At 57.0% G+C, this 12,431-nt stretch carries 9 protein-coding genes, 1 tRNA gene and 1 pseudogene; all 11 read left to right on the top strand.

Annotation, left to right across the window (positions count from 1 at the left end; all coding sequences use genetic code 11):
- The first annotated feature begins 19 nt into the window (after nt 1-19).
- The gene (locus H6F57_RS09620; RefSeq protein WP_190625527.1) at nt 20-1,651 is read left to right on the top strand and encodes a substrate-binding domain-containing protein; all 1,632 of its coding nucleotides are present in this window, start codon (nt 20-22) and stop codon (nt 1,649-1,651) included.
- Between the two features lie 278 nt (nt 1,652-1,929).
- Entirely contained in the window at nt 1,930-3,219 is a 1,290-nt protein-coding gene (locus tag H6F57_RS09615; protein WP_190625526.1) for a glucose-1-phosphate adenylyltransferase, read from the top strand.
- Between the two features lie 13 nt (nt 3,220-3,232).
- Nucleotides 3,233-3,772 carry an AAA family ATPase gene (locus H6F57_RS09610; RefSeq protein ID WP_313933561.1) on the top strand — a complete coding sequence of 180 codons (540 nt, stop codon included), beginning with the start codon at nt 3,233-3,235 and terminating at the stop codon, nt 3,770-3,772.
- Between the two features lie 113 nt (nt 3,773-3,885).
- Nucleotides 3,886-5,613 carry a peptide ABC transporter substrate-binding protein gene (locus H6F57_RS09605; protein ID WP_190625525.1) on the top strand — a complete coding sequence of 576 codons (1,728 nt, stop codon included), beginning with the start codon at nt 3,886-3,888 and terminating at the stop codon, nt 5,611-5,613.
- A gap of 111 nt (nt 5,614-5,724) precedes the next feature.
- The gene (locus H6F57_RS09600) at nt 5,725-6,012 is read left to right on the top strand and encodes an MSMEG_0570 family nitrogen starvation response protein (protein ID WP_190625524.1); all 288 of its coding nucleotides are present in this window, start codon (nt 5,725-5,727) and stop codon (nt 6,010-6,012) included.
- Nucleotides 6,013-6,104: 92 nt separating this feature from the next.
- A tRNA-Asp gene (locus H6F57_RS09595) sits at nt 6,105-6,178 on the top strand.
- Nucleotides 6,179-6,434: 256 nt separating this feature from the next.
- Nucleotides 6,435-8,345, top strand: coding sequence for an ATP-dependent zinc metalloprotease FtsH (gene ftsH, locus H6F57_RS09590; protein WP_190625523.1), 1,911 nt, complete (start codon nt 6,435-6,437; stop codon nt 8,343-8,345).
- A 197-nt stretch (nt 8,346-8,542) separates the two neighbouring features.
- The gene (locus H6F57_RS09585) at nt 8,543-8,890 is read left to right on the top strand and encodes a hypothetical protein (RefSeq protein WP_190625522.1); all 348 of its coding nucleotides are present in this window, start codon (nt 8,543-8,545) and stop codon (nt 8,888-8,890) included.
- 101 nt (nt 8,891-8,991) lie between these two features.
- Nucleotides 8,992-9,804: a Nif3-like dinuclear metal center hexameric protein gene (locus tag H6F57_RS09580; protein WP_190625521.1), complete on the top strand. Its 813-nt coding sequence runs from the start codon at nt 8,992-8,994 to the stop codon at nt 9,802-9,804.
- A gap of 62 nt (nt 9,805-9,866) precedes the next feature.
- A pseudogene (locus tag H6F57_RS09575) lies at nt 9,867-10,427 on the top strand (CHAT domain-containing protein); the annotation flags it as partial.
- A gap of 335 nt (nt 10,428-10,762) precedes the next feature.
- Nucleotides 10,763-12,334, top strand: a complete 1,572-nt coding sequence (locus tag H6F57_RS09570) for an NACHT domain-containing protein (protein ID WP_190794996.1) — start codon at nt 10,763-10,765, stop codon at nt 12,332-12,334.
- The last annotated feature ends 97 nt before the right edge of the window (nt 12,335-12,431 follow it).

The following is a 12,431-nucleotide window of genomic DNA, read 5'->3' as shown; positions in this document are numbered from 1 at the left end:
AGCGGTTAGGGAGATTACTATGGCAACTCAACCGCCTTTTTTGGCGCTTTCCCTAGCTCGGGTCGGGGCACTGCTGCTGGCCACAGCAGCGGTCTCGCCGCTCGCCGCCAATCGCCTTCTGGCCCAAGCCCCAGGCACCCTTCCCGATCCGGTCTCGATCCCTACTGAGCTACCGGCAGATGCGGTGCTGCGCCTCGACGGCTCTAGCAGTATGGTGCTGGCCAATGAGGATTTGCGCGATCGCTTCCTCAAACGATTCCCCAATGCCTCAGTAGAAATGAATGCCAGCCGCACTGACGCAGCGCTGCGGGCGCTAATCGATGGCGAGCTAGATATTGTGGCCGCCGGGCGGCCTTTGACGGCTGTCGAACGCAGTCAAGGTCTAGTAGAAGTGCCTATTGAGCGCGAAAAAATTGCCGTGATTGTCGGCCCCGAGAACTCCTTCGACGGCAGCCTTAGCTTCGAGCAGTTTGCCCGCATGTTTCGCGGCGAAATTAGGAACTGGGCAGAGGTCGGCGGTGCCCCGGCCCGCATTCGCGTGGTCGATCGCCCCAACTACAGCGATACCCGCATCGCCCTGAGCCGCTATGCCGCCTTTGACGGGGCCTCCTTTAGCACCGGCTCCACCGCCGACCCCGTTGATGACGATGACACCGAGGCCGTAGTCGATGCCCTAGGCGCAGACGGCATTAGCTACGCGGTAGCCTCCCAGGTGCTAGGCCGCAGCGATGTGCGGGTTTTGGCGATGCACCAAACGCTGCCCGACGACCCGCGCTACCCCTACTCTCAGCCTCGGGCCTACGTCTACAACGCCGAAGACCCAACCCCTGCTGCCTTGGCCTTCGTAGGCTTTTTCGTGAACCTGCCGGAGCAGACCAACGCTGCCGTTGCCGCAACCAAGGCAACAGCACCGACAGCAACACCCTCACCTAAAGCTACTCCCCCGATCGCTACTCCAGTCCCAACTACGACCCTTGAATCCACCGCTACCTCTGAACAGGACACCGCTTTAGTGCCCTCCGCTGGCACCACAACAGAGACAGCTTCATCAGGGCGTCCCTGGTGGCTGTTGGGCATTCCTGTTTTGGGCGGGCTGCTGTGGTGGCTACTCAAGGGTAAGAGCAAGCCAATAGCGCCACCCGTAGCAGCTCCGGTGGTAGCAGATCCTCCAGTAGCAGCTTCGGTAGACAATGTGGTCATAGCTCCTGTGCTAAATCCAAAAGCAGCCGAACCTGTTAGAGATGTCGCTGCTGTTGTCTCTAAAACTGGCTCAATTCAAACCATAACTGTGCATAGTCGCCACAACGCCGTCCTGCTCAGAGGCGACCAGATGCAATATCTACAGGACCAGGTAGCCGCCACCTACAGTCTCGATCCCGGCTCCTACATCCTTCGTATTAAAGCAGGCACCTTTAACTACGGCAACGACACCCAACCGGGCGAACCCTGGGTGCTGCTGTGGATCTACGGCGGCCGAGTCTCAAATTTGAAAACTGGCGTTTGGGTCAACGGCACCTGGTCTACCCTCAACGGCTATGCCGACACCCTTTCTCTGGAGGTCGATGAACCTGCACAGCTCTGTGCCTTTTTTATCGACACCTTTCCCGAAAACAACACCAACGCCATCAGGCTGTCGGTCATCCGGCTTTAGGGGTTGGATCCTAGTAGAAGGTCAGACGATTTTAACGTTAGCAAGTTTACCCACAAGCCTCTAATCGACGCGCCCTACTGCCCCTCAACCAACGCTGCCCTCCCCCAATCTGAGGCCCACCCTATAGGGATCATTCAAAACCGCTAGCGTGTCCCAGGTCACATTCCGCCACAATATTTTCGTTAACCCCTTGTCAAGCGGTACCCTCAGGCTCACACTGGAAATGTGAAACAGACGGTGTAAAACGAGCCAGTTTGTGGGCTTATTGAGGGAATCTTGTGAAATCAGTTCTGGCAATAATTCTAGGGGGCGGTGCCGGCACTCGCCTTTATCCATTAACTAAATTTCGGGCTAAGCCAGCGGTTTCTTTGGCCGGTAAATACCGCTTAATTGATATTCCCGTAAGTAACTGCATCAACTCCGAAATCCACAAAATTTACGTGCTGACCCAGTTCAACTCCGCTTCGTTGAACCGCCACATTGGTCGGGCCTACCAGTTTTCGCAGTTTACTGAAGGCTTTGTGGAAGTGCTGGCGGCCCAGCAAACCCCCGACAGCCCCAGCTGGTTTCAGGGCACCGCCGACGCTGTGCGCAAATACCTGTGGCTGTTTGACTCCTGGAATGTAGAGGACTTTATCATTCTCTCCGGAGATCACCTCTACCGCATGGACTACAGCCTGTTTGTGCAGCGCCACCGAGCCACCAATGCCGACATTACCCTATCGGTGGTGCCCATTGGCTACAAGCAAGCCTCCGACTTTGGTCTGATGAAGGTCGATGGCACCGGTCGCGTGGTTGACTTTAGCGAAAAGCCCAAGGGCGATGCCCTAGAGCTGATGAAGGTTGACACCACCTCCCTGGGTCTCAGCGCTGAGCAGGCTGAAGAGAAACCCTTTATTGCGTCGATGGGCATCTACGTGTTCAAAAAGCAGGTGCTGATCGACCTGCTGCGCAAGAACCTCGACCAAACTGATTTCGGCAAAGAAATCATCCCGGCTTCGTCGCGCGACTACAACGTGCAGGCCTACCTCTTCGACGGCTATTGGGAAGACATCGGTACCATTGAGTCTTTCTACGAAGCGAATCTAGCGCTGACTCAGCAGCCCTACCCTGACTTCAGCTTCTACCACGAAGACGCGCCCATCTACACCCGCGCTCGTTACCTGCCGCCCAACAAGTTGCAAGACTGTCAAATCACTCAGTCGAGCATCACCGAGGGCTGCATTCTCAAAAACTGCCGCGTGCACCACTCGGTGGTGGGGCTGCGCCAGCGCATCAACGCCGACTGCGTGATCGAAGACTCGCTGCTGATGGGGGCCGACTACTACGAGCCGCTATCGGAGAGCAGCCAGCATCTGACCCGGGGCAAAATTCCCATGGGCATTGGCGAAGGCTCGGTGATTCGCCGCGCCATTATCGACAAAAACGCTCGCATCGGCCGCAATGTGCAGATCATCAACAAAGACGATGTGCAGGAGGCTGAGCGCGAAGACCTGGGCTTCTACATTCGCAGTGGCATTGTTGTGGTGCAGAAGAACGCAGTGGTTCCTGACGGCATGATCATCTAAAGCCGGGTACCCGGTGACGCGAGATCAAATCCCTGTGCCCCTGTTGATGCTGGTGGGTGTTCCCGGCAGCGGTAAATCAACCTGGGCCAGGGATTTTGTCTTGGCCCACTCTCGCTATCGCATTGTGTCTACCGATGCCCTTCGCGCCCAACTCTACGGCGACGAAGCAATTCAGGGCGACTGGCTACGGCTCTGGCAGCAGGTGATTACCCAGTGGCAGCATGGGGTTGCGGCCATTCACCAAGGCGAGCTAGAGGGCGTAATCTACGATGCCACCAACGCACGCCGACGGCACCGGCGAGAGGCGATCGCAACCGCTCGCCAAGCCGGCTTTACCTCCATCACCCTGGTCTGGTTTGATCTGCCCTTAAGTCTGGCGCTAGAGCGAAATCGGGGGCGATCGCGCCAAGTCCCCGCCGACATCATTGCCACCATGCACCGCCAGCTCCAGGGAGCACCGCCCTCGGTGCAGGAGGGGGTACATAGGGTGTTGGTTTTGAGAACAGATTTGTATCCTGCCTTACCGTCTCAATTTGCTGACCCGCTACGCTAATGCCTGGGGATCATGGGATCGCTGGATGTTGGCCATCGTGGTGCAACCCTGTCCACGAGTTGTGCTCTGCGCCTCCCTCAATCGCCCATCTTCAGGATGCTACTGAGTTGCCCATGAATGTTCGTGCCGTCGCTGTCGCTAGTCTCTGTTTGCTGCTGTTTGGCGGGTGTCGGGCACCGGAGAGTTCTCAAACTGAAACTGGCAGTGATACTGCCACTGCCGCCGCTGACGACACCCTACGGTTGCTCTACTGGCAGGCCCCCACCATTCTCAATCCCCACTTTTCTAGCGGGTTCAAAGACGCCGAGGCCAGCCGCATTACCCTCGAACCCCTGGCTAGCTTCGATGCCGATGGCAACATGGTGCTGTTTTTAGCCGCCGAAGAGCCCACCCTCGACAATGGTGGCGTCGCCGCAGACGGCACCTCCGTCACCTGGAAGCTTAAGGAAGGCATTACCTGGTCAGACGGCACTCCCTTCACCGCCGAGGATGTAGCGTTTACCTACGAATTCATCGTCAACCCTGAGGTGGCAACGGTCAATGCGGGCACCTACGAGCTGGTGGAACGGGTAGAGGCGATCGACGACACCACCGTTCGCATCACCTTTAAGGAACCCAACCCCGCCTGGTATCTGGTGTTTACCGGCACCGAGGGGATGGTGCTGCCCAAGCACATCTTTGAAAATTACAACGGCCCCAACGGTCGAGAGGCCCCCGCCAACACCATGCCCGTGGGCACTGGCCCCTACCGCGTCACCAGCTTTACCCCCGGCGATGTGATTGTCTTTGAGGCCAACCCCAACTACCGCGACGCCGACCAGCTCGCCTTTAGCCGCGTAGAGCTGAAGGGCGGCGGCGACGCCACCTCGGCAGCGCGGGCGGTGCTGCAAACTGGAGATGTCGACTACGCCAACAACCTCCAGGTCGAGGCCGCCATTCTTGAACAGCTAGAGGCGGCGGGCCAGGGCGAGGTGGTGACCAACTTTGGTTCGCTAGTCGAGCGCGTTATCATCAACTTTACCGACCCCAACCAGGCCACCGCCGACGGTGAAACCTCCAGCACCGAGTTTCCACACCCGTTCTTTAGCGATCGCCTGGTGCGCCAAGCCATTAATCTGGCCCTCGATCGCGACACCATTGCCGCTCAAATCTACGGACCCACTGGCCAAGCCACCACCAATTTTCTAGTCGCCCCCGGCCCCTTTGCCTCAGGCAACACTAGCTACGACTATGACCCCGAAGCCGCCGCTGCCCTGCTCGACGCAGCAGGCTGGGTCGACAGCAACAACAACGGCACCCGCGACAAAGACGGGCAAGAAATGCAGGTGGTCTTTCAAAGCTCGGTGAACCCGGTGCGCCAGAAAACTCAGGAGATTGTCAAACAATCCCTAGAGCAAATCGGCATCAGCGTAGAGCTGAAAAGCATCGACGCCAGCGTCTACTTCTCGGGCGACCCCGCCAGCCGCGAAACTCTCGAGCGCTTCTCCGCCGACCTGCAAATGTTTGCCACGGGCAACACCAACCCCGACCCTGGCTCCTACATGCAAACCTACACCTGCGACGAAATTGCCCAAAAGGCCAACAACTGGTCGGGCAGCAACTACGCCCGCTACTGCAACCCCGAGTACGACGCCCTCTGGCAGCAAGCCGCCGCCACCCTCGACCCCGAAGAACGGCAGGATCTGTTCATTCAAATGAACGATCTGCTAATCGAAGATGCCGCTGTCATGCCAATCGTCCACCGTGCCGATGCCTCCGGCGTTAGCAACCGCCTCACCGGCATCAGCCTTACCCCCTGGGATTTGAGCACCTGGAACATCGCTGGCTGGAAGCGGCCCTAGAGGGGTAGATGAGTGGATGGGTGGATGAGTAAAGACCGCTGACCACCCACCTCTGTCCTTGAAAATCCGTCGCTCCCTACCTACCCATCCACCCCCTACCCATCCACCCCTATGCCCGAAATACACTTCCAAATCCAGTGGCCCGACGGCAACCAAGACACCTGCTACTCCCCCTCGCTGGTGGTGAAGGACTACTTTGCCCCTGCCACCAGCTATCCACTGACGGATTTTGTGGAGCGATCGCGCACCGCCCTGACCATTGCCAGCGATCGCGTGCAGGCCAAATACGGCATGCCCTGTAGTTTGGCCCTGGGCCAGCTGCGCCAGATCGAGGCTACCGCCAGCCGCTACGACCACCTATCTACCCCCACGGTGACGGTGATTCAGTTCTTGGAATAGCCGAATTCAAAGAAAATGAAAATTTTAGAAATTCTCGCCAGTCGTTTGACAAAAGCCCCACCAGGCTGCACTATAGAGATTGCCTAAGCCATGGGCCTGTAGTTCAACTGGTTAGAGCACCGCCCTGTCACGGCGGAAGTTGCGGGTTCGAATCCCGTCAGGCCCGTTCAAATAGCAAGCACCCGCACCTTTCGCCTTTCCGTCGGCCGTTGCGGGTATGGGCACAGCCCAGACTTCGTCTACGAATCCCGTCAGGCCCGTTCAAATAGCAAGAGTATCGAGGTGTGAATGCTAGCATTCACACCTCGATACTTTTTGAGGCGGGGCGGTCATTTCAGGGCTAGGGGGTTAGACTAGTGAACAGCCCATCCGGTATCTGGGGATACTAGCGTCGGGTAAAGTTTCGCTGAGTTAAACCGTCTATGACCCTCCGTTTCCCTGGTAAGCAGCCTGCCCTCCGCCCCCGCACTGGCGCAACCGCCACGGGTGTCATGACTATTGGCTGGTTTTTGCTGCAAACCCTGATGCCGCTGCCCCCCGCCCTTGCCCAGGCCGAGGGCGAGCCTGAAGGGCTGACCTATGGGCAGTTTTTAGAAAAAATTGAGCAGGGCCAGGTCGAACAGGTTGACTTAGATGAAACCCGAGGCATTGCCTACGTCACCCTAGACGATGCCGCCGAAGACGCCGAACCTGAGCAGGTGGCGCTGTTTGCCGGAGAGCGCAATGCTGAGCTGATTCGCCGCCTGCGCGCCAACGATGTCGATGTAGAAATTCGCGACTCGTCGAGCAGCGGTGCCCTGGCCTGGTTGGCCACCAACTCGCTGCTGGCGCTGATTCTAATTTTTGGGCTACTGCTGCTGCTGCGGCGATCGGCGGCAGGGGCAGGCAACGCCATGAGCTTTGGTAAGTCAAAGGCCCGCTTTCAGATGGAAGCCAAAACCGGCGTCGTGTTTGACGATGTAGCCGGCATCGAAGAGGCCAAGGAAGAACTCCAAGAGGTGGTCACCTTTCTCAAGAGCCCAGAGAAATTCACGGCTATTGGGGCGCGCATTCCCAAAGGGGTGCTGCTAATTGGTCAGCCCGGTACTGGTAAGACTCTGCTGGCCAAGGCGATCGCGGGTGAGGCTGCCGTCCCCTTCTTCAGCATCTCCGGTTCTGAATTTGTGGAAATGTTTGTGGGCGTGGGCGCATCGCGGGTGCGCGACCTGTTCCGCAAAGCCAAAGAGAATGCCCCTTGCATTGTGTTCATTGACGAGATTGATGCCGTGGGTCGCCAGCGGGGCGCGGGCATCGGCGGCGGCAACGACGAGCGTGAGCAAACCCTTAACCAGCTGCTCACCGAGATGGATGGCTTTGAGGGCAACAGCGGCATCATCGTGATCGCCGCCACCAACCGGGTGGATGTGCTCGACCTGGCGCTACTGCGTCCTGGTCGCTTTGACCGCCAGGTGGTAGTTGACCTGCCCACCTACAAGGGGCGGCTGTCGATTTTAGAAGTCCACGCCCGCAACAAAAAAATTGAGCCCGAGGTTTCCCTGGAAGCAGTGGCGCGGCGCACCCCTGGTTTTTCTGGGGCAGAGCTAGCCAACCTGCTCAATGAGGCCGCCATTCTCACCGCCCGCCGCCGCAAAGAGGCAATGGGCATGACCGAGATTGAAGATGCGATCGATCGCCTCACCATTGGCCTCAGCCTCACTCCCCTGCTCGACAGCAGCCGCAAGCGCATGACCGCCTACCATGAGGTCGGCCACGCTCTGCTCACCACCCTGCTCACCCACTCCGACGAGCTGAACAAGGTGACGATTATTCCGCGATCGGGCGGCATTGAGGGCTTTACCCAGTCGCTGCCCAACGAAGACATCATCGACAGCGGCCTTTACACCCGCAACTGGCTGGTCGATCGCATTACCGTGGCCTTAGGGGGCTTTGCCGCCGAGGCCGAGGTGTTTGGCGACGACGAGACCACCACCGGAGCCAGCGGCGACATTCAGCAGGTGAGTAACCTGGCCCGTCAGATGGTGACCCTCTACGGCATGTCTGAACTTGGCCCTGTGGCCCTAGAAAGCATGGACAACCAGGTATTTTTGGGCCGTAACCTGATGCCCCGCAGCGAAGTGTCCGAGGAGATGGCCAGCAAGATCGATGCCCAGGTGCGTGGCATTGCTCTGAACTGCCTCGATCGCGCCCGCAGCCTGCTGCGCGAGCACCGCGTGCTGATGGATCACCTGGTGGATGTGCTGCTAGAGTGCGAAACCGTGGATGGCGAAGAATTTCGCCAGATTGTTAGCCAATACACCCAAATTCCTCAGAAGTTTTTGGTTAAAGCTGGCTAAAGCGGCCCGGAGCGCTCTGTCTCTATCTAAAGGTAGAGCGCTGACACCATTAATCTCTGCCCCTTGCCTACGTCTCTGGAGCGATGCAAGCGGGGTGGTCAAATCGGTAAAAATAGGAGGCTTTGGTGAGTGGTGATTGAGACAGGAATCATCAGGTTGCCGAAACAAGTTTTTCCTATCCGATTTGGAGACTGACCATGAATACTTTTTTTGCTGCGGCCATGGGCTGGGCACGCCACGCTGCGATCGCCCTTTCCTGCATGGTGGTGCTGCTGACTGCTACCCCTGCTTTGGCCAATAGCAGTACCCCGAGCAACCCCAAACAGGGCACGGCCCCACTCAATAGCATCTACAACGAAGCTGAAAAAGCGGTGCAGCCTGAGAACGCCCTCAATGGCGACAAGATGATCGACCGAGCCAACAAAGGGCTGAACGAAGTGCAGAAAAACGCCGATGTTAACCAGATGAACACCCCCGCGAACTCTGGTCAGGCTACCTCGCCCATCGATAAGATCAAAGCCGCCCTGAGCAATATGACCAAGTAAACCCACTCAACAGACCTTCCTGACGCCGTTGGTCAGGGGTAGCGCGGTAGACTAGGAGGGTTTTCTCCTGGAGCTGGCTACCCCGGCCAGCGGTGTTTTTTATGGCCCTCGCGATCGCAGATCTGATCTCTAAACTCGAAGCCTGGGCTAACCCTGCCTGGCAAGAAGACTGGGACAACTGCGGCTGGCAAGTGCAGCCCGGCCTGCTCGATGAACCAGCCCACGTGCTGGTGTGCCTCACCCCCACCCTGGCGGTGATGGCCGAAGCCCTCAAACTCCGCCAGCAGGGCGTAGGTGTAAACCTGATTTTGGCCCACCACCCGCTGATCTTTAGCCCGCTTAAGCGCGTTATTCAGGGTGACCCGGTGGGGGAAATGGTGCAACAGGCGATCGCCCACAACATTGGCATCTACACCGCCCACACCAACTTTGACCAGGTGCAAGACGGCACCGCCGACCTGCTGGCCCAGGTGCTGCACCTGCAAAACTCAGCACCTGTGGTGCCCACCCAGCCTGGTATTGGTTACGGGCGCGTGGGCGATCTCAGCCCGGCACTCAGTCTGCAAGGGCTGCTGGATCTAATTCAAGCCCAGCTCTCGCCGCCGCGCCTGATCTACTCTCCCGCCGCCGATCTGACCCAAACCATCAGCCGAGTGGCGGTGCTGGGGGGCAGCGGCGCTAGCTTTATGGGAGCGGTGGCCAAAACTGGGGCGCAGGCCTATCTAACTTCAGACTGCAAGTTTCACCAGTTTCAGGAAGGGCGCGATCGCAACCTCGTGCTGATCGACGCGGGCCATTACGCCACCGAGCGCCCGGCCTGTGCCCGCCTGACGGAGATTGTGCAGCAGTGGGGTGCCCCCTGGGCTCAGCTCAGCGACCAGGACGAAGATTTTCGCCAGTTTTGGGGCAGTTGAACCATCTCTTTTCGCTATTTCGGAGGCTGAGACTATAGTTAGAGAAACTGCCTCAGCCCTCCATGCAAAAAATTCTCATCCTGGCGGCTAATCCCAAAAACACTAGCCGCCTACGTCTCGACGAAGAACTGCGCGACATCGAAGAGGGGCTGAAGCGGGCACAGCACCGCGATCGCTTTACCCTGGCCCAGCGGCTAGCGGTGCGCCCCCGCGATATTCAGCGAGCCATGCTCGAAGAAACGCCGCAGATCGTTCACTTCTCAGGTCACGGCGACGGCGAAGAAGGGTTGGTGTTTGAGGATGAAAGTGGAAATGCCAAGGTGGTCTCTGGGACTGCGCTGGCGGGGCTGTTTGAGCTATTTACTGACCCGACAGAGTTCCCCGACCCGATACACTGCGTGGTGCTAAATGGGTGCTACTCAGCGGTGCAGGCGGACGCTATTGCCGACCATGTGCCTTACGTGGTGGGCATGAGCAAAGCGGTGGGCGACAAAGCGGCGATCGAGTTTGCCGTAGGTTTTTATGATGCCCTTGGAGCTGGGCGCAGCGTTGAGTTTGCCTTTAGGCTGGGCTGCGCTGCGATCGACCTGGCAGGCAAGCCGGAAAGCGCCACCCCAGAGCTGATTAATAAGAAAGCCCCACCCTCCCCATCTTCCTCACCTTCTCCAGCCTCCTCCCCCATTTCTCAAACTCGTACCAAACTCTACCAACTCCTTCTCAACCTCCCCGGCCCTCAGTTTGAGTCGGTCTTGTTTGCCCTCAACCCGCCAAGGGGCAACATTTCACCCTCCAATGCTCCCCAGGGGCAGCGGGTGCCAGAATTGCTGGCGTGGTTAGAAAGCCCCATAGGGCCAGGATTAGACGCGCTAAAAACTGTTTTAGCCAATGTGCTCCCCGACCCTCAATAGCCCCTCCAGTAGAGCAGCCCAACCTGGAGGGGCAAGACGGGAACTATGGCTTGCCTGCGCAAAAACCTGCATCTAACCGCCAAGACCGCAGCGAAAAAACGCTGATTGACGCGGTGTGGACGGAGGTAGAGGATCGCCTGCGCCAGTCGTTGCACAACGCCATCTTGATTCGCCTGGATATGGCTGAGCAGCGCCGCCAGGTGAGCCGCCCCTGGGATAGCGAACTGCGCACGGCTGATCAAAAGCCTAAAATCTTAGCCCCCGGCACCCATATCGCGGAGGTGTTTGACCGCCGCGATGTGGGCGGTAAGCTGCTGGTGCTGGGCAACCCCGGCGCAGGCAAAACCACCACCATGCTCGACCTGGCGGCAACCCTAGTGCAGCGGGCGAATAGTGACCCCGATGAACCTATCCCCGTGATGGTGAACCTGTCGTCGTGGCAAAACGCTAAGCAGAGCTTTACTGACTGGCTGCTGAATGAGCTAAAGCTGAAGTATGGCGTGTCGGCAAAACTGGGCCAAATTTGGCTAACTGAGAAAAAGCTGCTGCCACTACTGGATGGCCTTGATGAGTTGCCCCCTGATCGCCAGGAGCTCGTAGTGCAGGGCATAAACGTTTGGCTGCAAAGCGAAACCGGGGCACCCCGCCTGCTGGTGTGCAGCCGCCTAGAAGAATACGAACTCTATGCTAGCAAGCTTGACCTCAACGGTGCTATTTGCCTTAGCCCTCTAACCGACAAGCAGCTAAAAAGCTACCTAGCCTCACTGAAGATGCAGCACCTGTGGAAAACCCTACAGCACGATGACGACCTATTAGAACTGGTGCGCACCCCGCTATTGCTGAGTGTGTCGATTTCGGCGAATGATGATCTCGATAAAGTGCAGTGGAGCCGACTGCAAAACACCCAAGATCGACTTGATTTCTTACTCGATACCTACATTCTGCGGCGGTTGAATGAGCGGGCAGCTAGCAAATACTATCCATTGAATAAGCAACCCACAACGAAGCAAACACGACTCTGGCTAGTCTGGGTGGCCAAGCAGCTAAAAGAGCAGTCACAGGATGAGTTCTTGATTGAGAAAATGCAGCCTAAGACACTTGTCTCTGATAAGCAAAAAAACATCTATCGACTAGTCTTCGGAATAAATGTCGGATTGCTTTTCGGAACATTTTTCTCACTTGTTGTCAAAATATTTATTGGGTCAAACGACGCACTCGTCCTTTTCCCAACCTTTGGAGCGATTATTGGATGCCTATCTGCGCTCTTATTGAAAATTATCACGACAACCGGAAAATTAAAAACTGTAGAGAAGTTAAGTTTCTCTTTATCTAAATTTGTGGCAGTAGAAACTTTTCGTGGATTATTTCAGGGAGCAGTAATTGGCTCACTATTTTGGGTATTATCAAATTTATCCTCTCCCTCTTTACCTTTATTCCCCCTGTTGATTTCTTATGGCAGTGGTTTTGCAATTATTTTTGGGTTTGCAGCCTCTGTGAAAGCAAGCGAAGTAAAACTCAGGGTCAAGCCGAATCAAGGAATTATTTACTCTTTAAATAACACGATTTTTTTGCTTTCAACACTTTGTGTATTGATTGTCATATTGTCGGCACTGGTTCGTTAAGAGGAGATGTATCGAAACCCTCTCATGCAGAGGATTTCCTGGGTTGATAAGGGGCGAGAGCAGAGACCTATCGCCATTGCCGGAGTCGTCCGTTTCC

The sequence above is a fragment of the Leptolyngbya sp. FACHB-60 genome, assembly GCF_014695775.1.
Classification (GTDB): domain Bacteria; phylum Cyanobacteriota; class Cyanobacteriia; order Phormidesmidales; family Phormidesmidaceae; genus Nodosilinea.
The sequence above is the reverse complement of the archived record's forward strand: the minus strand, read 5'-3'. Positions and strand labels throughout refer to the sequence as shown.

Coding starts and splice junctions, on each gene's coding strand:
- ftsH (WP_190625523.1), top strand. CDS start 6,435: ATGACCCTCCGTTTCCCTGGTAAGCAGCCTGCCCTCCGCCCCCGCACT.
- H6F57_RS09600 (WP_190625524.1), top strand. CDS start 5,725: ATGCCCGAAATACACTTCCAAATCCAGTGGCCCGACGGCAACCAAGAC.
- H6F57_RS09620 (WP_190625527.1), top strand. CDS start 20: ATGGCAACTCAACCGCCTTTTTTGGCGCTTTCCCTAGCTCGGGTCGGG.
- H6F57_RS09580 (WP_190625521.1), top strand. CDS start 8,992: ATGGCCCTCGCGATCGCAGATCTGATCTCTAAACTCGAAGCCTGGGCT.
- H6F57_RS09605 (WP_190625525.1), top strand. CDS start 3,886: ATGAATGTTCGTGCCGTCGCTGTCGCTAGTCTCTGTTTGCTGCTGTTT.
- H6F57_RS09585 (WP_190625522.1), top strand. CDS start 8,543: ATGAATACTTTTTTTGCTGCGGCCATGGGCTGGGCACGCCACGCTGCG.